The following is a 20,718-nucleotide window of genomic DNA, read 5'->3' on the forward strand; positions in this document are numbered from 1 at the left end:
GAATAACACTTGCCAAATAACGCTTATTGAATAAAAAACATTCAATGAAGCTTGTAATATAAATGTAGCTGCAACACTTAACCAGTAGCATCGTTATAGCCTGTAGCCTGTAGCCACCCCAGTACAGGTTAAAAATAATCTAATAAGGTGATCTTATGAATGTTCTTATTACCGGTGGAACAGGGCTGATTGGTAAAGCCTTAATCAAAGTTTTACGCCAAAGCCATACCAATATCACCGTTCTCACTAGAAACTGCAGTAAAGCCGTAAAAACATTAGGCACTGATATTAATGTTATTGATGAGCTAAATCTTTCAACTATTGAGAATATAGATACAGTTATTAATTTAGCTGGCGAGCCTATTGCAAATAAACGATGGTCTGTTGAGCAAAAAAAACAGATATGTCAAAGCCGTTGGGATATTACAGAAAAATTATCTACCCTGATAAAAACAGCAAAAAATCCTCCGAGCCTTTTTATTTCAGGTAGTGCTATTGGCATATATGGCAGGCAAGGCAGTCTTTCTATTGATGAGGAGTTTACAGATTACCATCGAGAATTCACCTATGAAGTTTGCTCAAAGTGGGAAAATTTAGCGCTAGCCGCAAAATCAGAAAACACCCGTATTGCAATTTTACGAACAGGTATTGTGTTAGATAAACACGAAGGGGCAATTGCTAAAATGCTATTACCTTTTAAATTATGCTTAGGTGGGAAAATAAGTCACGGGCAACAAATGATGTCATGGATACATATTGACGATATGGTAGCGGCAATATTACATATTCAAAAGACACCTTCCCTTAAAGGTTTTATCAATATAACAGCTGAGCAGCCAGTGTCTAATAATGTATTCTCTCGTACTTTAGCAAAAACATTAAATAGGCCTTGTATGCTCACAACACCTGCCTTTATTTTAAAATTAATTTTTGGGGAAATGGCAGACTTATTACTCTTTGGACAAAATGTAAAACCGACTAAATTAAAAAACAGCGGCTTCCGCTTTACCTACCCAAGCATTGATAGCGCATTAAAAAATTTACTAACTAAAAAGTTATAACAATTGAGTAATATTAACGCTAATTGCTGTAACTTTTCTTTAACTAACTAATTGATTAATCTTTTGTTCATCGCTAATAAGCAGCCATTCTATTCAATCAATAACAACACGGTCATTTAGATAGCCATTTTGACATAAAAATGAAATATCACTGTAAAGTAACCGTCACATAAACATCATCTTATATTCATCATAACTACTTATGCTGTGTTATTTTTAAATAACACAGCATAAGGTCACAATGAAAATGATCAAACAAAGCTTATCGGTAATGATTGCTGGTATATTGTCTTCGACAACATACGCAGCGACAACTGATACACAGCTGAATAATACTTGGTATAAAGAAGCACAAACTAAACTTACCGAAAAATTACAGCAAGCAAGATCAACAAAAGCAAAAAATGTAATTCTATTTGTTGGTGATGGTATGGGCATTTCAACGCTAACCGCAGCGCGTATTTTAAAAGGGCAATTAGCAGGAAATTCAGGTGAAGAAGGTTATTTAAGTTTTGAAACCTTTCCTTATGCGGCATTAGTTAAAACTTATAATGTAGATGCACAAACACCAGACTCCGCCGGCACTATGACGGCAATGATAAGCGGCTTAAAAACCGATGCCGGTGTTTTGGGAGTCAATGAAGACATTATTCGTGGCAATTGTGCATCAGTAAAAGGCAACGAAGTTGTTACTGCATTAGAGTTAGCTGAAATAAAAGGTTTATCTACAGGCGTTATTTCAACAGCTCGTATAACCCATGCAACGCCAGCAGCAACCTACGCAAAGTCAGCAGATCGTAACTGGGAAGACATCTCAGATATGGACATTGAAAATAATGCTGAACGTGCAAATTGTGAAGACATTGCCTCACAACTGGTTAACTTTGAAAGCAACTTAGAAGCTCGATATACAGGTATTGATGTTGACGGTATTGATGTTGTTTTGGGTGGTGGTCGTCGTCATTTCTTACCAAAAGAGGCAATTTATAATAGTGCTGATGCTGCTAGCGATATAGAAGGCGATCGCACGGATGGTCGAGATTTAACAGCAGAATGGCGTGCCATGTACCCAAATGGTAAATATGTTATTGATCAAACAGGTTTCGATAGTATTGACCCTGAAACTACTGCCCGTGTTTTTGGTTTATTTAATGAATCTCATATGCAATACGAAGCAGATCGCAGTAATGATATTGCTGGCGAGCCAAGTCTTTCTCAAATGACTGAAAAAGCGATCAATATTCTTGATAATAACGATAAAGGTTATTTCTTAATGGTTGAGTCAGGACGAATTGATCATGGTCATCATGCCGGTAGTGCAAGCACGGCATTAACTGATGCTATTGAATTTTCAAATGCTGTTCAAGCCGCAATTGAAGCAACCAATGATGAAGAAACATTAATCATTGTTACCGCAGATCATAGCCATGTATTTACGATTGCTGGCTATCCAAAGCGTGGCAACCCTATTTTAGGTAAAGTGGTTGGCGTTGGTGAAACCAGTCCTTCAGAGGCTTTTGACGGTTTACCATACACCACATTAGGTTATAGCAATGGCCTAGGTTTTAGAGATTTAGGGGCGGAAACAGATGGAGACGCATCTTATACATCAGGGCCTGTTGCCGGTAGACAAGATATCACAGCAATTGATACGACAACGCCAGGCTATCACCAAGAAGTTATCGTGCCATTAGGCAGTGAAACACATGCTGGAGAAGATGTTGCTATTCATACATCAGGCCCGGGGGCACACCTTGTTCAAGGTTCAGTTGAACAAAGCGTTGTTTTTCATTTGATCAATCGTGCACTTGATTTAGTTGGTCAATAGGCCCTTAAGGATTTTATGATGAACAAATATACATTATCAACAATTGCAGCATCTTTAGTACTTATCTTATCCGCTTGTGCTGATGGCGATAACGGCGCTGATGGAATAAATGGCTATAGTGCCTTAATTGCACAAACAAAGTTACCAATCGGGAATGAGAATTGTAAAAGCAGTGGTGTACAAATTGACTCTGGTTTAGATGTTAACAATAATAACATTTTAGATAACACAGAAATAACAGCAACCGAATTTATCTGTGCGACCAATACAACTGAAGTAAACAGCAACGAGCTACTGACTAGTTTAAATAATCCTTGGTTTAAACAAGGTGCTGCCGAAATTGATGAAGCGACAAGTATTTGGAACAAAATAGATGCGCAATTAGCCGGTAACACTAACGTATCTATAACAAGCGCCTCGACAGCTGCTGAAATAACTGCGCTTAAAGGCTCGGCGAAAAATGTGATCTTATTTGTTGGTGACGGCATGGGGATTTCAACTATCACTGCTGCCCGTATCTTAGATGGTCAGAACAAAGGCATGACAGGCGAAGAAAATCAGCTAAGCTTTGATAAATTCCCCTTTTCAGGGCTAGCAAAAACTTACAATGTTGATGCACAAACCCCTGATTCAGCTGGCACGATGACAGCGATGATGTCTGGCATAAAAACTGATGCCGGTGTGCTAGGTGTGAATGAAGATGTTGTGCGTGGTAATTGCACTAGCACTAAAAATATAGAAATGATCACTGCCTTAGAGTTAGCTGAGATTGCTGGAAAATCTACCGGTATTATCTCTACTGCTCGTATTACTCATGCAACACCAGCGGCTACCTATGCAAAATCAGCAGAGCGTAATTGGGAAGATATATCCGATATGGATATAGATAACAATGCGGAGCGCGCCGGCTGCGAAGATATTGCATTACAATTAGTTAACTTTGAAGCCAACTTAGAAGCTCGATATGCTGGTGTAGATGTTGATGGTATTGAAGTAGTTATGGGTGGCGGTCGTCGTCATTTTTTACCTAAAGATGCTAGCTTCAATAGCATTGATGCTGTCAGCGCTATTGAGGGTGACCGTACTGATGGCCGTGATTTAACGGCTGAATGGCGAGCTCACTACACTAATGGTGCTTATATCGTTGACCAAGCCTCATTCGATGCCATCAATCCTGACACAACAACACGCGTATTTGGTTTATTTAACGAATCACATATGCAATATGAAGCTGATCGTAGCAACGATATTGCAGGTGAACCAAGCTTGTCAGAGATGACAGCAAAAGCAATAGGTATTCTTGATAATAACGAAGAAGGCTTCTTCCTTACCGTTGAATCAGGCCGTATTGACCACGCTCATCACGCAGGTAATGCTTACAACGCATTAAACGACACCATTGAGTTTGCGAAAGCAGTACAAGCAGCAGTAGATGCAACCAGCCAAGAAGATACACTGATTATTGTTACTGCGGACCACAGTCATGTTTTTACCATTGCAGGTTACCCAAAGCGTGGCAATCCTATTTTAGGTAAAGTTGTTGGTATTGGTGAAACAGAAGCAAGCCTAGCATCTGACAATATGCCTTACACAACCGTCGGTTACACTAATGGTCTTGGTTATAGAAACTTAGGTACGGAAACAGATGCTGATGCGAGCTATCTTGCAGCGCCAGTAACGGGTCGAGTTGACTTAACAAGTGTTGATACAACCACTGCTGGCTTCCACCAAGAGTCACTCGTACCACTAGGTAGTGAAACACATGCTGGTGAAGATGTTGGCATTTTTGCCATAGGACCTGGTGCTAATTTAATTACCGGTACTAATGAGCAGAACTTCATATTTCATGTGATGGATTATGCCGCTAACCTTTCCGGCACATCAAAGTAGCCTAGCTGAGTTGAGCAAATTAAGTTAGATATCGATAAAGAGTGGGGCTAATGCCCTATTCTTTATTAGTTATACCAGTTTCATTAATTAGGTGAACAATTTTATACATAGAAAAAATTGACAAATACAAGGCATTTATTTCAATAACTCGTTGTGCTGATTATTAAATAAATAACGATGTAGTTGATGATTTTAGCAAGTAGAAATGATCACATAGCTAGTGAGATTGGTATGAATAAGCTAGCACTACGCTATCCAAGATTATGCTCACTGTCACTTCAACCTATCCTTACATTAACAAACTATTAAGATGAATCAGATGAGAACACTAATACTTATTGCAGTAATGGCCCTTCCGGCTTTCGTGTCAGCTAATGACGACTGCCAATCTACAACAATAATGGCGACATATAGCATTGAAGAAATAACCAAAGATCAGACATCACATAATAGAAATGAGCTAATACTATTACGAACTCAAAATTCTGCTTTCCACATTAGTAACAAGACAGTCGCAACACAATGGACAAAGCTACCCAAGAATAATATGAAAAAAACATCCTACTTTATTGATGACAAGCGTGCGATTGAATACGAAGCAACAAAGACAAACACTAATCAAGCCTGGGATCATCATGCGCAGCTATTGCATCCAAAATTTACAGAGCAAGCAACGCTTATCGAAAAAACAGGTGAAGGTTGTGAAAAATTAGAACATTATCAACAAAAAGAAAAAACAAAAACTGTTGATATATGGTGGTTTCCTGAAGAGAAGATAATGAAACGTATGACAAGTGTATCCGCAGATAAAACGATAAACTGGCAATTAACTGACGCTACGCATAACCAAAAAGTGATTCAACAACAATTGGATATACTATCATCTTATCAATCAACAGATTTTGCTGATATTGGTGACAATGAATCAGACCCATTTTTTAGAAAAATGATCAATCTAGGTTTTATTGAACATAGCGCTTCTGGATTTTATGACAGTAAAGGAAATTCATTACCTTCATCTCACCAACATTAGTATTAGATCAATGTTGTTAAGTTTTAACTAGCCTACATTGGTTTTGCAGGCTAGTTAACATTCATTACTTAACGTAGGTGATAAAACTATCTGTTGAACGTCGAACTTTTTCTAAGTTAACTAGCCAATCGCCCTCTTCTTCGCGATAGCCCAAAGGAAGTAATAATACTGATTTTAAGTTACGCTCTTTAAGACCGAGTATTTCATCAACTTTTTCAGGTAAAAAACCTTCCATTGGCGTGCTGTCTACTTTCATTTCAGCCGCTGCAATTAACGCTGAGCCTAAACCGATATAAGCCTGACGTGCTGCATGTTCAAAGTTTGTTTGTGCATCACGTGCCGGATAAGTATTTAGTAACATTTGGCGGTAATCTTCCCAGCCTTGATTTTTGAATCCACGCTTTTCATTCACTAGATCAAACATAGTATTAATGCGTTCCGCGGTGTAATTGTCCCATGCGGCAAATACTAATAAGTGAGAGCAGTCTGTTACTTGCTGTTGACTCCATGCATGAGGCAAAATTTGTGCGCGTACTTCAGGGTTAGTTACCACAATAACGTCATAAGGCTGTAAACCACTAGAGCTAGCACTCAAACGAATAGACTCTAAAATAAAATCAACTTTTTCTTCGCTGACAGCTTTGCTCGGATTCATTTTTTTTGTGGCATAACGCCACTGCAGATTTTTTAATAACTCAGACATATATTTACTCTGTTAATAGTGATAGGTTTGAAATTGAGCTGATTAAGTATAATTTCAAGTACTAAGTATGATTTTGTGAATAACGGGTAACAATATTCAGCAAAAAGTCTCGCAAACAGAATACGACTCAAGGTATTACTTATCAAGTTGTAAATCTTGCATAAGCTAAGGATATAATTAATAAAGTTGATTATTCTTGAACATAGAAAATACCAAGCGATAATTTTGGGCGTATATAGATTTGTTTATGTTTATTCTGAAACTTGAGAAATAGAAATCAAAAGTGGTCGGTGATGCAAGATTCGAACTTGCGACCCCTTGGACCCAAACCAAGTGCGCTACCAAGCTGCGCTAATCACCGACATTTATAACTTTTTATCTATTACTTCAGGAAGAAGCAAAAGATGGGGTGGCTAAAGGGACTTGAACCCTCGACAACCGGAATCACAATCCGGGGCTCTACCAACTGAGCTATAGCCACCACTGATTTTTACTAATATTGTTTCTAGGTTTGAAACAATGCGCGGATTTTAATGAGTTATCGTGCTTTGTGCAAGTAAAAATAATAATTAATCGAAGAGATTTGCTATTATTTTTCTTCGATTAATCTTACTTGCTAAAAATAAGGGCCTATTCGCGCTTTTATTACGATAAATACAGGTATAATATTATGCTGTTGCTTGTTGATACGCCCACGTTAACCAAGGTAGTAAGGCAACTAAATCAGATTTTTCAACGGTTGCACCAGCCCAAATACGTAAACCTGCAGGGGCATCACGGTAAGCACCTATATCAAAAGCAACACCTTCATGCTCGAGTAAGTTAATAATTTTTTTCACTTGCTCAGCATTCGCTTTTAATTCAAAACATACACTGGTATTTGAACAAATTTCAGGTCTTTTAGCTAAGAAGTTTATCCAGTCATTCTGCGCCACAAAATCCGATAGTACTTTTAGGTTAGCTTCACTTTTTGCAACCGCCGCAGACAAACCGCCAATTTCATCAACCCAATTTAATGCATCAAGGTAATCTTCAACGCATAACATGGACGGTGTATTAATGGTGGCGCCTTTAAAAATGCCATCAATTAATTTATTATTTTTGGTTAAAGCAAAGATCTTAGGGATTGGCCAAGCTGGTGTATACGACTCTAATCTTGCTACCGCTCGAGGACTTAAAATTAACATGCCATGAGCCCCCTCACCACCGAGCACTTTTTGCCAGCTAAAGGTTGCCACGTCTATTTTGTTCCAATCAAGATCCATAGCAAATACAGCACTAGTGGCATCGCAAATGGTTAATCCCGTGCGTTGCTCACTGATCCAATCGGCATTTTCAACTTTCACGCCTGACGTTGTTCCGTTCCAAGTAAAAATAATATCGTGGTCAGGATTGGCTTGCGAAAAATCAGGTAAATCGCCATATTCACCAGTAAAGATACGAGTATCGTCTAATTTCAGCTGTTTAGCGATATCTGTGCCCCAACCCGAGCCAAATGACTCCCATGCAAAAACATCTACTGGCCGCTGACCTAGCAATGACCACATGGCCATTTCCATAGCTCCTGTATCTGAGCCTGGGACAATACCCACTTTATAACCTTCTGGTAAGTTTAATAAACGTAAGGTTTCAGTAATCGCTTTTTGTAAACGTGCTTTACCGATAGTACTACGATGTGAACGACCTAAACTATCAGTATTAAGTGCAGCAAGATCATAACCTGGACGTTTTGCACATGGGCCTGAAGAAAAGTTAGGGTTGGCCGGTTTAATGTTCGGCTTAGTGTTCGGTTTCATTAATGTTCCTTGATCAATTGATCATTATCGCTACGTAGCTTATATAAATAAACTGCACCACAGCGAGCTCTGTTTAAGTGGGTAAATAGTGCCTCAATTTGCATAAGTATTCAATAGAATTGATATGATTTTACACAACAGATAAATCACCTTACACCTTTATCAATTTATCAAAATTACTGCTAAGATTAATATCAGGCTAACCGCAGGAAAACCTTATGTCACTAGATAAAATTACCGCACAAATAAAAGCACAGGGAGATAAAATTCCACCTGTTGAGTTATGGAATCCTGATTATTGTGGTGAAATGGATCTACAAATAAAAGCTAATGGTGATTGGTTTTATGCAGGTAGCATTTTTAAACGTCCTGCCTTGGTAAAATTATTAGCTTCTGTGCTAAAAAAAGAGCAAAACGACTATTACCTTGTTACGCCAGTTGAAAAAATAAAAATTACCGTTGAAGATGTTCCTTTTGTACTAACGCAATGGCGCTGGCAAGATGACAGCAAATCAACCATGGTAGTAACTAATAATGTTGGTAATGAATTTATACTGGATGATAACCATCCAATAACAAGCAATGATAATGGTGAACTCTATGTCACTGTTCGACGTGAATTGTTGGCCAAGGTACATAGAAATGTTTATTACCAATGGGTAGACTTAGCCAAAGAAGTTAACACAGGCAAAGACACTGAATTAATCTTTAACAGTGCTGGGTATCAATTTAGTTTGGGAAAAATTTAAAATTGCGACTAAAATTGCGACTTAAGTTAAGCTGACGTCAGCTTAGGATACCGTGAATAACTTAAATAATATAACTTAAATTAATATGACTTAAATTAATATTTTATTCTATTTTAAGTCATACGCTAGTTGGATAGTTTTCCTACTTTAAGGACAACAACCATTATCTAAGTCCCCCCCATTTAAGGCTGACATTCTATCTCTAGAGATTATTAACATAAGGTAATTGATATTAAACGATAAATTATGCGTTATTAACATAAGTTCATTGTAAGTAGAGACATATATATGATAATAAAGTAATGGTATATATTATTTTAGGGCTTTTTGTGCGTTTTAACTTTTTTAACGTGGCTTGCTCCTTTTTTATGTACTATTCGCCCATCAGGTCTTAAACACCCGATCTTAATGGTAAAGTTTCAACTATAAGGAACAACTTATGAAGTTTCACATGCTCGCGTTAGCGGTATTATCAACCACTCTTTTAGGGTGCGGTTCGGCTGAAATACCAACAGAACAAAAAGCGGAGCAAAAAATAGAACAACCTAAGCCACAAGCTATGGTGGTAACAGCTAATCCTCATGCTACAGCAGCTGGACTAGAAGTGTTAAGAAGCGGTGGTTCGGCAGTAGATGCAGCTATCGCTATTGAGTCAGTATTGAGTCTTGTTGAACCTCAAAGCTCCGGTTTAGCTGGTGGTGCATTTATGGTGCATTACGACAATGAAACAAAAACATTAGCTGTGTATGACGGCCGTGAGTCAGCACCAAGTGGCGCTACACCAGATATGTTTATGTTAGAAAATGGTGATTCTATGCCATTTATTCAAGCGAAAACCAGTGGTTTATCTACCGGTGCACCAGGAGTTGTAGCTATGCTATCTATGGCTCATAAAGATCATGGTACATTAGAATGGGGCAGCTTATTTAGCTATGCAAGTAAACTAGCCACTGAAGGCTTTGAAATTTCTCCACGTTTATACGGTATGTTAGAGCGTTTTGGCAAATTTATCCCAAGTACGCCTGAAGAAGGCCCTACCGATGCTTTTGAATATTTTTATGACGATGCGGGAGCTCCTCACCCAACTGGCTATCTCTTAAAAAATCCTGAGTACGCAAAAACACTAGCAATTATTTCTAAAGACCCTACGGAGTTTTACCATGGCGATATTGCTCAAAAAATAGCGGCTATGGTTCAACGAGAGCCTAGAGCGGGTTCTTTAACTGCTGAAGATATTGCCGCCTATAAAGCTGTTAAGCGCACTGCATTGTGTCAAGATTATCGAGATGCTCAAATATGTGGCGCGCCGCCGCCGTCATCTTGGTTAGCTGTTGGCATGATTATGGGCATTTTAGAAAATGGTCCACGCCCAAGTGCGGCAGGTCCTGATGATCCAAAAAATTGGGCTGTTATGGCGCAAGCACAACAACTCGCCTATGCCGACAGAGATCAATTTATTGCCGATCCTAACTTTGTCGATATGCCTATTACGGGCATGTTAAATAAAGAATATTTAGCGAAACGCGCTCAACTTATTTCAGATAAAGCCACCCCCCTGACATATGCGGTAGGCAATCCTTGGGCATACAACGATTCAGCTAGTCAAACAACGGCCGGTATTGATGCTACACAAGATGTACATGGTACAACTCATTTTGTCATTGTAGATACAAAAGGTGATGTTGTGTCGATGACAGCAACGGTTGAAAGCATTTTTGGTACTACGCGTATGGTTGGCGGTATGTTTTTAAACAATCAACTTACTGACTTCTCTTTTCAACATCATGATAAAGACGGCAATGCCATTGTAAATGCGGTTGCGCCAAACAAGCGACCTCGTTCGTCAATGTCGCCATCAATTGTGTTAGATAAAGAAGGTGAATTCTTAATGGCAACAGGCTCTCCAGGTGGTAACAACATTATCGCCTATACCGTTAAAACCTTAGTAGGTGTGTTTGAATGGGGTTTAGATCCACAAGCTGCTGTTGACTTACCCAATATGGTTGCCCGAGGCAAAACCGTTCGTTTAGAAAAAGATGCTGCTCCAGAGTCATTAATTTCAGCAATGAAAGACATGGGCTTTGATGTTGATTCATCACGAGGAGAAAATTCAGGATTAAGTGTGATTATGCGCAAGCCTGATGGCACACTCGAAGGTGCAGCAGACAAGCGACGAGAAGGCGTAATAGGAACACTTTAAAGCTGCTTTCCTTAACTAACTTCGATTAACTAACTTAGAAACTGAATATATATGCACTCTCATTGCAAAGCCTGATTCTTTATCAGGCTTTTTCTTTCAGTTTTATACAAGTATTAACTTTAAAACATGATACTTGGCTAAGTTAAATAACCCGAGAAAAACGTTGTTGGTTAATATGCTTTTTCATATAGGCATCAAAGCTCATACAAATATTACGGATAAGTAATCGAGCTTTTTGCTCAACTTTAATTTCTTTCACATTATTTTCAACTAAACCGTCTTCAATAAATGATGTTAATAACGGTAAATCTTCAGCAAAATAGTCATCAAAGTTGATATTATATTTTTCACTAATCTTTACTTTGCTAACATAAAGGTTACACATTAACTCTCGAATAACTTCACCACGTAAAATATCATCGTCAGTTAAACTAACGCCACGCTCAAGTGCATGTTGTTGGCTTTCAATCGCGTTATAATAGCTTTTTAAGTCTTTAGTATTTTGACCAAACGAACGTCCAATATTGCTGATCGATGACACGCCAAGCCCCAGTAAATCACAACCGCCTTTGGTAGTATAACCTTGAAAATTACGATGCAAAGTACCATCACGTTGAGCAACAGAAAGCTCATCGTTCGATTTAGCGAAATGATCCATACCAATAAAATCGTAGCCATAACTACAAAGTGTTTCTATTGATAACTTCATTAAGGCAAATTTTAGTTTTACATCAGGCAGCCATTCATCACGTAACTTACGCTGTGCAGCAAAGCGACTTGGTAAATGGGCATAGCTGAACAATGAAATACGATCAACGTTCCACTCGTGCACTTTGTCTAAAGTATTTTTGAAGTTTTCTAAGGTTTGATGCGGTAAACCATAAATTAAATCGACATTAACAGACTGAAAACCTACCGCTTTTGCATGACCAATAAATTCACCAATAAACTCGGTTGACTGCACACGGTTTATTGCTTTTTGTACTTTTAAATCTAAATCTTGTACACCTAAGCTTAACCGGTTGAATCCTAATGAAAATAAGTGTTCGGCTAAATCCATCTGAATTTCGCGAGGATCAATCTCAATACTCATTTCAAGGTCATCAGAAAATTCGAATTTTTCTTTTAATAACGCTACTAAGGTTGTAATTTGTTTATGTGTTAAAAAGCTTGGTGTACCACCACCCCAGTGTAGCTGTTTAACTTTATACTCAGTAAATAATGGGGCTTGTAGGGCAATTTCTTGCGCTAAATAATCAAGGTATATATCAGCTTTATCACGGTGGCGAGTAATTACTTTATTGCAACCACAGTAATAACAAAGGGTATGACAAAAAGGAATGTGCACATATAGCGATAATTCACGGTTAGGTGAATCTTTTACCGCTTGAATAAAGTCATCATGCTTGAACTCATCATTAAACTCTAACGCAGTAGGATATGAAGTATATCTAGGGCCGCTGGTGTTATATTTACTGAGTAATTGATGATCGAAAAATTGACTTGCTTGCATGATGTTACCCGTAATTTATCTAAGCTAAAGCGATTAATAACGCGTATTATACTTAGATTAATTTCGAGTTTATTGATTCAACACAAGCAATGATCGAAATGTGTAAGTTATTTAAACTTGCTTCTTATGTTAAATAACCCACATTAATGTCTGTAGTTACGTAACTGAATTTGAAGCCTTTAAGGCACTGATTCTTTCTGTGACATACTGTTTCAATAAGCCAAGATCTGTCACAATATCATCATGTAATTTTGCTTCACTAGTCATACGTTGATAATCTTCTTTCATCCGCTGTTTTTTATCGAGTTTTTTTCTATCACCAAGAATTGAAAGATGCTTTATTTCTTCATATTGTTGAAATATCGCAGGAAATTGTTGGGATAATTCACTGCTCAATTTTAAAGAATCAAGTAATACTGACAAACGCCAACATCCCTCACTAAAATCACACTGCTCTTCTTGCATAGCACGTACAATGATTTGCACACTAGCAAGTATTTTATCATCATGCTTAGCTAAGGCTTGCTGACGCAGTAGTTCATTTTGCTGTTGGGCGCGTTTTTGTACACTCAATTGTTTCAACAATTTACCTGCATAAAATGCTAAGCTTAAAACGATAATTACCGCAACAACAACGGCAATAAACCAGTATGGATTCATATTCATTAACCTTAGCTATTATGTTATTTAGTTGAATCAGGTAAAGTGGAATTGTCTAACTTATCCCATAAATCTTCTTCAGAGCTAATGCTCGTGTTGATGATTTCGTCTTCTTCATCATCTAATTCAGCGCTTATTTCTTCATGACGTTCCATCATGTTGTTAAAGTAGTTAACTTCTTCGTGCGTTAAATCGATACCATCTTCTTGTTTAGCCAAAATAACTTGTAACTGCTCATCTTCTTCAATATTAGCTAATTCTTGCGCTAAACTAAGCTCCACATCAGTATCATCATTTACAGAACGTAATGCGGCAATAGGATCTTGTTTCGGTTTACTGGTTTTTACTTTAGCTTTAACTAGCTCATTTTTAGCTGGCTTTACAGGAGCGCCTAAATCGATAGCTTTTTTACTGCCAATACGAGGATCTTTATTCAGATTAGCCTTTTGCTCTAAATTATTATCTAGCTGTGCTTCTTGTTGGCGGTTACCCGGCTTTTTACCTGTTTTTTTACGCACTCTTTTTTCAATATTAGATAATTCAACTTTACTTAATTTGGCTTTCGCTGTTGGCGCGCCACCTGGTTTTCTAGATTTTTTTGTACGAGACATGAATATGATACTTTTTTAACGATTAATTGCGCTATTTTACGCCATTAACCGTTAAAAAGTAATGGATAGTTTCTAGTTTTGGATAACCGTATGAATGGTTTTGAATAATGTGCTTTTCTAACTGCTTTTATTCATGCAACCAAGCGGCATGTCGTGGTGCTTTTTTGGTTTTCGACCACTCTTCAACCATATCATAACCCACACGATTCAATTCTTTATATTGCTCTGGCGTACCTGTGTTAGCAGCTAACTCTAAACGATGCCCGTTAGGATCAAAAAAATAAATTGACTTAAACACCCCATGATTGACTGGCCCTAAAACATCGACACCTTTACTTTCCAATGTTTTTTTTGCTGAAATGAGTGCTTCAACACTTTCAATACGTAAGGCTAAATGTTGTACCCAAGCCGGTGTATTTTCATCTCGTCCCATATCAGGCGAGTTGGGAATTTCAAAAAAAGCGAGCACGTTTTCATTGCCAGCATCTAAAAAGATATGCATGTAGGGATCAGGCGCTTTAGTCGAAGGAACTTCATCTTCAGCAATTGCTAACACTAAATCCATGTTCAACTTATCTTTATACCAATCGGTTGTTTCTTTGGCATCTTTACAACGATAAGCGACGTGGTGAATTTTTTCAATATTTATCATCATTAGGGCTTCTTAAACTTAGCTAAAGTATGATCTAATTTTAATCACACCTTAGTTAAGTTCGCTAATTTTAGCCCTATTTAAGTACTTATGAAACGTCAGCAATTCACTACGCTTGATTGTATAGAAATTATTACAACGCTAAGTTATGTTCGATTTGAATATCTAGACTCGAATAGCTAAATTCCATAGCTAAGTTTTAGAGCTAGGCAAGTATTACTGTTTTATCACCATTCAAACAGACGCGTTGCTCAGCATGGATCCTTACCGCATGACTTAAGGCTGTTGCTTCTAAATCATGGCCCATATGAACCATCTGTTCGATAGTGAAAGTATGATTAATTGGTTTCACTTCTTGCGCAATAATAGGTCCTTCGTCTAAATTAGCTGTTACATAATGCGCTGTTGCACCAATAACTTTTACACCACGCTTATGTGCTTGATGATATGGGCGAGCCCCTTTAAAGCTTGGTAAAAAAGAATGATGAATATTAATAGCACGACCCGCTAATTCTCGACATAAATCATCAGATAAAATTTGCATGTAACGTGCAAGTACCAGTAAATCCGCATCACATTTATTCATTAACGAGAGTATTTCGGCTTCTTGCTCTACTTTTGTCTCTTTCGTAATTGGTAAATAATGGAAAGGAACACCATGCCATTTAGCAAGTGGCTGGCAATCTTGGTGATTAGAAATGACGGCAACAATATTAATGGGTAAAACACCTGATTTCCATTTAGTTAATAATGATACTAAACAGTGATCATCCTTTGAAACAGCAATAACGACGTTAGGTACATCGTTTTTATTACGAAGCTTATATTCCATATTAAGTGGTTTAGCTAACTCATCTACAGCTTCTATAAACTCATTTGCTGATACCGTTAAATTTCGATCATCGAAGGCGATACGCGAAAAAAATGTTTCTGTATAAGGGTCACTATATTGCGAAGTTTCAGTAATAAAAGCGCCATGCTCAAATAAACTTTGTGAAACTTTTGCTAAAACGCCTGTATTATCCGGACATTGCCAAGTAAGAATATAATGATTAGGTGTGGTCATGATGATATTTTGCTACTGAAATAAAAAGAAGCGATATAATTGGCTATTTTGATGAATTATTCCAGTATTTTCATAGTCTTTTTGGCTATATCTTTTATTCTTGTGCTCCTTCACTAGATAAATGATGTCTTTTCAAAATATAAAGCTGCGCAATTCTCTCTCTTGCCCAAGGAGTTTTACGTCAAAACTTTAAACTAGATTGAATATACTTGCTAACTAACAATAATTAATATTATAACAAAAATACATCAAAAAAAGGCACCACACTTTTAAACAAGTTAAAAGATATGATGCCTTTAGTTGACTGAATAAACAGAAATAACAAGCTAGGAGTTATTTAACGCTTATTGCTCAAACTATAGAGCTTAGTATTGCAAACAATGAATGCTTAAGAGAAATACTTCTCTAAATCATCTGCACCGCCAATATGTTTTCCGTCAATGAAAACTTGTGGCACAGTGTCAGCATTAGTGATTGCTCGCATAGCTGAAATACTAATTTCATCGCCTAAGGTTAATTCATCAAAAGCTAAACCTTGTTTAGCTAATAATGTTTTAGCTCTAGCACAGTGTGGACAACCTGGTTTTGTAAACAAACTAACTTTCGTTGTTTGAACTGCTTCAGGGTTAATGTAAGCAAGCATAGTGTCAGCATCAGAAACTTCAAACGGGTCGCCTGGTAAATCAGGTTCAATAAACATTTTTTCAATAACACCGTCTTTAACTAGCATAGAATAGCGCCAGCTACGATTACCGAAACCAATAGCATTTTTAGCAACAAGTAGACCCATACCATCAGTAAAGTCACCATTGCCATCGGGGATAAAACTAACATTTTCAGCATCTTGATCTGCAGCCCAAGCGTTCATCACAAAGGTATCATTGACTGATACACAAATAATTTCATCTACGCCATTTTGCGCAAATTTACTTGCTAGCTCATTGTAACGCGGTAAATGCGTTGACGAACAAGTTGGTGTAAAAGCGCCAGGTAATGAAAAAACAACAACGGTTTTTCCAGCAAAAATTTCTTGGGTATCGCGTTCACTCCAACTGCCATTAACGAACATTGGAAATGTTACTGAAGGAACTTTTTGACCTTCTTTATTTTCGAAATTTGCATTTTGAGCAGACATTTGTATTCCTTATTTGATACTAATTTATTTAAATTTACATGTTGGCATTTAATGAAGCTATTATTTAGTAAAAAGCATAATAATTAAAGTGATTTAAATAGATACTCTTAATCTAAAAAACAAATACACGATAATTATACTAATAACTATTGTAATAACACTCTGTATATTTACAAGGCTGATCGACCAGAGAATATCATTTGATATGTAACAGAAAAAATATTCAAGAGGAACAAGCTAAATTCTCTATTAACTTGCAATAGCAATAAAATATGCTTACTTGGCAAATAGCGATAAAGTTGCTATCAATAGTGCACAATAATATTAGCGTAAAGTAGACACTATAATGCAATTACCGGAAGACGGAGTTTATACTATTGAGCGGCAAAGTAATATTTTACTTATTGATATACAAGGCGCTTTTAATGACACTGTTTCTGAACAGTATCACCAAGATATAAAAATTATTACCGAAAAAATGAGTGATGAGCCTTGGGCTTCTTTAATTTCTTTTCAAGATAACAGCCTTTTTACCCCAGAAGCAGAACAAAAATTGGTTGAAACAACAGAATATCGTGTTGATAACGGCATGATTGCAATTGCTGCTGTTATTATTAATAGTGCACATGCTGATATTTTACAAATGCAATTACAACGCGTATATCAAAGCTGTTCTATTCAATTTAATTTTTTTAGTGATATAAAGCCTGCTCGAAATTGGCTAAATAGTTTTATAAACTAAAGACTTCACCTTTGTTAACAGCACTTTTTATCGTAAGCTTTATACTAAGTTGATTCCATTTATTAGATAACGTTTACCTATGCAATTATCCTTACAACCTGCTACCTTAATTCAGCGCTACAAGCGTTTCCTTGCTGATGTGACATTAGCAGATAACTCACCTATTACAATGCATGTTGCCAATACTGGTGCGATGACTGGTTGTGCTGAACCTGAAGATACGGTTTGGTATAGCACATCTACTAATCCTAAACGTAAATATCCCCACAGTTGGGAGCTAACACAAACTAAAAAAAATCACTTTATCTGTGTGAATACGATTCGAGCAAATGAACTAGCAGAAGAAGCAATTCTCAATGGTACGATTACAGAATTACAAGGCTTTACAAAGTTAGAAAGAGAAGTGAAATACGGGGAAGAAAATAGTCGTATAGATATTTTATTAAGTAATCCTAATAACGCTAATATTACTGGCACTATAAAAGCGAAAACCTATATTGAAGTAAAAAGTGTTACTCTACTTGATGGCGATCAAGGCTACTTTCCCGATGCCGTTACAGCTCGAGGACAAAAACATTTAAGAGAGCTAATGAGTATTGTAAAAAGTGGTCATCGAGCCGTATTATTATTTACCGTATTACACACAGGCATCACAAGTTTTAAAGTTGCCGCACATATTGACCAAAAATATGCTGACTTACTACAAGAAGCGATTGAATCAGGAGTTGAAGTATTGATCTATAAAGCAAAAATAGACTCTGAAAACATATCATTATCTGAACAACTTTTTTATAATCAAGCATTCGAATAATTACGTATTTTTATGAGCAATAAAATACTGTTAAGTTTGTAAATAGCCCTTTTACAGAACACTTAACAATATAAGATCAATAAACTTTAGGGCTATTTGTTTTTTTCAATCAAGCCATGGTTAACGGCGTATCGTACTAATTCTGCTAGCGTTTCGACTTTTAATTTCGTTTTTATATTTCGACGATGCGCATCAACGGTTCTAAAGCTAATATCTAGCTTACGGGCGACTTCTTTGCTTGATAAGCCACTCGCCACATGTGAAAGAATAACTTGCTCACGTGTGGTTAACCTTTCATTATCAGCTTGCATTGGATTTTCAATTAACATTTTTGAGATAGAGCTACTAAAATGAGTATTACCTTTAGCTACCGCTTTGATCGCAAAGTAAACTTCTTCAGACGAGGTATCTTTGAGCACATAACCACTAGCGCCAGCATCAATAGCACTTCGAACAAATTCTGGTCTATCATGCATACTAAAAATAAGTACACGCGTCTCTGGAAGTTGCTCTGATATGATCTCAGTCGCATCGATTCCGTTCATTTTCGGCATACTTACGTCCATGATAATAACATCAGGCTTTAACTCTTTTGCTTTACTTAAAGCCTCAGCTCCGTCATCTGTTGCCCCCACAATTTCAATATCATCATAAAATGCTAAACATGCCGTTAAACCACCTTGTACCATAGGGTGATCATCAACAAGCATGACAGAAATTTTTGACTTATTATTATTATCTATCATCGTCTTTCGTTCTTATTGTTGCTGCGTTGAAATGATTTACAAAACTAGCCATTGGTATTTTGACGGTAATAAGTGTACCTTTTTTCGATGATTTTATGTCAAACTCACCTTTATGATATTGAACTCTCTCAGCTAAATTTCTTAAGCCAATGCCTTCATAGGAAGTATTATTATTTTCAATATCAAAGCCTTTACCGTCATCTTTTATTGTTAATATTAGCCAGTCATCCTGTATTGATAAACTTATAATAACACTTTTGGCCTCTGCGTGTTTTTGAATATTCGTTAAGGTTTCTTGCACCACTCTGAAAAGGGTGGTGTTGATAAAGTCAGGTAATAATTTTCTTAATGTAGGTTTGAATACTTGAATCGCTACACCAGTCCGTTTAGAAAAATCTTGCGCGATAGACTCGATGGCAACAGATAAGCCTAATTCGTCAAGTACTTGCGGGTGCATATGATGAGAAATTCTGCGTACTTCTTGAATAGCGAAAGCGAGATTTTTTTCCGCATGCGTAAGCGGCTCTGGTTTTTCTTGTTTATTTTTAAGTAGCGTCAACCGAGTTGCTTCTAAAGAATATTTTATGGAAACCAATATTTGAATAATACCGTCGTGTAACTCTCTCGATATATGACGATTTTCTTCTTCTTGAACATCAATAACTCTTTGGCCTAATTCATTTATTTTTTCTTCAGCCCTTTTCTTATGACTAAGGTTGACCGCAATACCAAAAAGAAAAATAAAGAAGATAGAGGATAGTGCGACCACTAAAATAATTTTTTTGGTTCTGTTGATATGTCGGCTAATTTCATTTTTAGTTTCATTGAGTTGTTTATATACGTCATCTAAATAAACGCCTGTTCCTATCATCCAATCCCAACGCTCTATCATGGTTGAATAACCCATTTTTTCTGAAGGTTGACCTTCCGATGGTTTTGACCAGTTGTAGCGATAAAAGTCGCCACCTTTTTGCGCATTTTTTATTAATACTTGAATGATCATTTCACCGTTGTCATCTCTTAAATCCCACCAGCTTTGACCAACTCGATTAGGCTGTTTGGGATGAACGACACTATTGCCATTGGTATCATAAATAAAGAAGTATCCATCGTCTCCGTTATAGAGCATATTTTCAACAATATCCGCCACTACGCCTTTTACTTTATCGTCATTATTTTTGTCTATAGGGTACATATGCTCTACAGAAGTAAGCGCAATAGAAGTGTAATTTTTTAGCTCTTGCTCTTTTTGTTTTATTAAAAAGATTTCAAGCTCTTTTACTGTTTTCACCGAAAGCTCTCGATACTCATTAGAAACCAAATAATAAGTAATGATTGAGGTCAAAATCACCTGAAAAATAGCAATATATAAAAGTCGTAGTGGTAGTGTCATGATTTACCTTTGTTATTTAATCAAGGAATCTTCTTGTTGATTATTATAAAAGAATGCAAATAACCATTTGTATTCGGCCGGTCAACTATCATCACAAATATTAGAAGACTTTACTATCAACTGATACTG

The 20,718-nt window shown here is 37.0% G+C and carries 18 protein-coding genes and 2 tRNA genes; 8 read left to right on the top strand and 12 right to left on the bottom strand.

Annotation, left to right across the window (positions count from 1 at the left end; all coding sequences use genetic code 11):
- Positions 1-155: 155 nt before the first annotated feature.
- The 4 genes from KO509_RS14250 (at position 156) to KO509_RS14265 (ending at position 5,812) form a co-directional block, all read left to right on the top strand.
- A complete protein-coding gene (locus tag KO509_RS14250) occupies positions 156-1,061 on the top strand; it encodes a TIGR01777 family oxidoreductase (protein ID WP_215973935.1) in 906 nt (301 codons plus the stop codon).
- Positions 1,062-1,302: 241 nt separating this feature from the next.
- Positions 1,303-2,889: an alkaline phosphatase gene (locus tag KO509_RS14255; protein ID WP_215973936.1), complete on the top strand. Its 1,587-nt coding sequence runs from the start codon at positions 1,303-1,305 to the stop codon at positions 2,887-2,889.
- 18 nt (positions 2,890-2,907) lie between these two features.
- Positions 2,908-4,779: an alkaline phosphatase gene (locus tag KO509_RS14260; RefSeq protein ID WP_215973937.1), complete on the top strand. Its 1,872-nt coding sequence runs from the start codon at positions 2,908-2,910 to the stop codon at positions 4,777-4,779.
- A 319-nt stretch (positions 4,780-5,098) separates the two neighbouring features.
- On the top strand, positions 5,099-5,812 hold the full coding sequence (locus KO509_RS14265) for a hypothetical protein (RefSeq protein WP_215973938.1): 714 nt from the start codon (positions 5,099-5,101) through the stop codon (positions 5,810-5,812).
- A gap of 64 nt (positions 5,813-5,876) precedes the next feature.
- Here KO509_RS14265 and KO509_RS14270 read toward each other — a convergent pair whose 3' ends face one another.
- The 4 genes from KO509_RS14270 to KO509_RS14285 form a co-directional block, all read right to left on the bottom strand.
- Positions 5,877-6,515, bottom strand: coding sequence for an NAD(P)H-dependent oxidoreductase (locus KO509_RS14270; protein WP_159821887.1), 639 nt, complete (start codon positions 6,513-6,515; stop codon positions 5,877-5,879).
- A 284-nt stretch (positions 6,516-6,799) separates the two neighbouring features.
- A tRNA-Pro gene (locus tag KO509_RS14275) sits at positions 6,800-6,876 on the bottom strand.
- Between the two features lie 44 nt (positions 6,877-6,920).
- Positions 6,921-6,996, bottom strand: a tRNA-His gene (locus KO509_RS14280).
- Positions 6,997-7,183: 187 nt separating this feature from the next.
- A complete protein-coding gene (locus tag KO509_RS14285) occupies positions 7,184-8,311 on the bottom strand; it encodes a phosphoserine transaminase (RefSeq protein WP_215973939.1) in 1,128 nt (375 codons plus the stop codon).
- A gap of 218 nt (positions 8,312-8,529) precedes the next feature.
- On the opposite strand from KO509_RS14285, the gene KO509_RS14290 reads away from it, so the two are divergent.
- Complete coding sequence (locus tag KO509_RS14290) at positions 8,530-9,060, top strand: DUF1285 domain-containing protein (RefSeq protein WP_215973940.1); 531 nt, start codon at positions 8,530-8,532, stop codon at positions 9,058-9,060.
- Between the two features lie 439 nt (positions 9,061-9,499).
- Complete coding sequence (locus KO509_RS14295; RefSeq protein WP_215973941.1) at positions 9,500-11,260, top strand: gamma-glutamyltransferase family protein; 1,761 nt, start codon at positions 9,500-9,502, stop codon at positions 11,258-11,260.
- A gap of 142 nt (positions 11,261-11,402) precedes the next feature.
- On the opposite strand, the gene hemN is transcribed toward KO509_RS14295, so the two are convergent.
- The 6 genes from hemN to KO509_RS14325 form a co-directional block, all read right to left on the bottom strand.
- Positions 11,403-12,773 carry an oxygen-independent coproporphyrinogen III oxidase gene (gene hemN / locus KO509_RS14300; RefSeq protein WP_215973942.1) on the bottom strand — a complete coding sequence of 457 codons (1,371 nt, stop codon included), beginning with the start codon at positions 12,771-12,773 and terminating at the stop codon, positions 11,403-11,405.
- A gap of 156 nt (positions 12,774-12,929) precedes the next feature.
- Positions 12,930-13,433 carry a DUF2489 domain-containing protein gene (locus KO509_RS14305; protein ID WP_215973943.1) on the bottom strand — a complete coding sequence of 168 codons (504 nt, stop codon included), beginning with the start codon at positions 13,431-13,433 and terminating at the stop codon, positions 12,930-12,932.
- A 23-nt stretch (positions 13,434-13,456) separates the two neighbouring features.
- Positions 13,457-14,044 (bottom strand): Der GTPase-activating protein YihI, encoded by a 588-nt coding sequence (yihI, locus tag KO509_RS14310; RefSeq protein WP_215973944.1) that lies wholly within the window; start codon positions 14,042-14,044, stop codon positions 13,457-13,459.
- Positions 14,045-14,171: 127 nt separating this feature from the next.
- Positions 14,172-14,696 (bottom strand): VOC family protein, encoded by a 525-nt coding sequence (locus KO509_RS14315; protein WP_215974026.1) that lies wholly within the window; start codon positions 14,694-14,696, stop codon positions 14,172-14,174.
- 205 nt (positions 14,697-14,901) lie between these two features.
- Positions 14,902-15,762, bottom strand: a complete 861-nt coding sequence (gene purU / locus KO509_RS14320; RefSeq protein ID WP_215973945.1) for a formyltetrahydrofolate deformylase — start codon at positions 15,760-15,762, stop codon at positions 14,902-14,904.
- A gap of 388 nt (positions 15,763-16,150) precedes the next feature.
- Positions 16,151-16,897 (bottom strand): glutathione peroxidase, encoded by a 747-nt coding sequence (locus tag KO509_RS14325; RefSeq protein WP_215973946.1) that lies wholly within the window; start codon positions 16,895-16,897, stop codon positions 16,151-16,153.
- Between the two features lie 346 nt (positions 16,898-17,243).
- Between KO509_RS14325 and KO509_RS14330 the strand changes: the two genes are divergently transcribed.
- Positions 17,244-17,639 (top strand): hypothetical protein, encoded by a 396-nt coding sequence (locus KO509_RS14330; protein WP_215973947.1) that lies wholly within the window; start codon positions 17,244-17,246, stop codon positions 17,637-17,639.
- 79 nt (positions 17,640-17,718) lie between these two features.
- Positions 17,719-18,450 carry a DNA/RNA nuclease SfsA gene (gene sfsA / locus KO509_RS14335; protein WP_215973948.1) on the top strand — a complete coding sequence of 244 codons (732 nt, stop codon included), beginning with the start codon at positions 17,719-17,721 and terminating at the stop codon, positions 18,448-18,450.
- A gap of 92 nt (positions 18,451-18,542) precedes the next feature.
- On the opposite strand, the gene KO509_RS14340 is transcribed toward sfsA, so the two are convergent.
- Positions 18,543-19,196: a response regulator transcription factor gene (locus tag KO509_RS14340; protein WP_215973949.1), complete on the bottom strand. Its 654-nt coding sequence runs from the start codon at positions 19,194-19,196 to the stop codon at positions 18,543-18,545.
- Positions 19,186-20,589: a cache domain-containing protein gene (locus KO509_RS14345; RefSeq protein ID WP_215973950.1), complete on the bottom strand. Its 1,404-nt coding sequence runs from the start codon at positions 20,587-20,589 to the stop codon at positions 19,186-19,188. The genes KO509_RS14340 and KO509_RS14345 overlap by 11 nt, the downstream gene beginning before the upstream one ends.
- Positions 20,590-20,718: the final 129 nt, after the last annotated feature.

Origin of the sequence: Colwellia sp. C2M11 (genome assembly GCF_018860915.1) — a bacterium.
Lineage (GTDB): Bacteria > Pseudomonadota > Gammaproteobacteria > Enterobacterales > Alteromonadaceae > Colwellia.

Bases quoted from the DNA above. Each gene is read 5' to 3' on its own strand.
- KO509_RS14250 (WP_215973935.1), top strand. From the start codon at position 156: ATGAATGTTCTTATTACCGGTGGAACAGGGCTGATTGGTAAAGCCTTA.
- KO509_RS14255 (WP_215973936.1), top strand. From the start codon at position 1,303: ATGAAAATGATCAAACAAAGCTTATCGGTAATGATTGCTGGTATATTG.
- KO509_RS14260 (WP_215973937.1), top strand. From the start codon at position 2,908: ATGAACAAATATACATTATCAACAATTGCAGCATCTTTAGTACTTATC.
- KO509_RS14265 (WP_215973938.1), top strand. From the start codon at position 5,099: ATGAGAACACTAATACTTATTGCAGTAATGGCCCTTCCGGCTTTCGTG.
- KO509_RS14270 (WP_159821887.1), bottom strand. From the start codon at position 6,515: ATGTCTGAGTTATTAAAAAATCTGCAGTGGCGTTATGCCACAAAAAAA.
- KO509_RS14285 (WP_215973939.1), bottom strand. From the start codon at position 8,311: ATGAAACCGAACACTAAGCCGAACATTAAACCGGCCAACCCTAACTTT.
- KO509_RS14290 (WP_215973940.1), top strand. From the start codon at position 8,530: ATGTCACTAGATAAAATTACCGCACAAATAAAAGCACAGGGAGATAAA.
- KO509_RS14295 (WP_215973941.1), top strand. From the start codon at position 9,500: ATGAAGTTTCACATGCTCGCGTTAGCGGTATTATCAACCACTCTTTTA.
- hemN (WP_215973942.1), bottom strand. From the start codon at position 12,773: ATGCAAGCAAGTCAATTTTTCGATCATCAATTACTCAGTAAATATAAC.
- KO509_RS14305 (WP_215973943.1), bottom strand. From the start codon at position 13,433: ATGAATCCATACTGGTTTATTGCCGTTGTTGTTGCGGTAATTATCGTT.
- yihI (WP_215973944.1), bottom strand. From the start codon at position 14,044: ATGTCTCGTACAAAAAAATCTAGAAAACCAGGTGGCGCGCCAACAGCG.
- KO509_RS14315 (WP_215974026.1), bottom strand. From the start codon at position 14,696: ATGATAAATATTGAAAAAATTCACCACGTCGCTTATCGTTGTAAAGAT.
- purU (WP_215973945.1), bottom strand. From the start codon at position 15,762: ATGACCACACCTAATCATTATATTCTTACTTGGCAATGTCCGGATAAT.
- KO509_RS14325 (WP_215973946.1), bottom strand. From the start codon at position 16,897: ATGTCTGCTCAAAATGCAAATTTCGAAAATAAAGAAGGTCAAAAAGTT.
- KO509_RS14330 (WP_215973947.1), top strand. From the start codon at position 17,244: ATGCAATTACCGGAAGACGGAGTTTATACTATTGAGCGGCAAAGTAAT.
- sfsA (WP_215973948.1), top strand. From the start codon at position 17,719: ATGCAATTATCCTTACAACCTGCTACCTTAATTCAGCGCTACAAGCGT.
- KO509_RS14340 (WP_215973949.1), bottom strand. From the start codon at position 19,196: ATGATAGATAATAATAATAAGTCAAAAATTTCTGTCATGCTTGTTGAT.
- KO509_RS14345 (WP_215973950.1), bottom strand. From the start codon at position 20,589: ATGACACTACCACTACGACTTTTATATATTGCTATTTTTCAGGTGATT.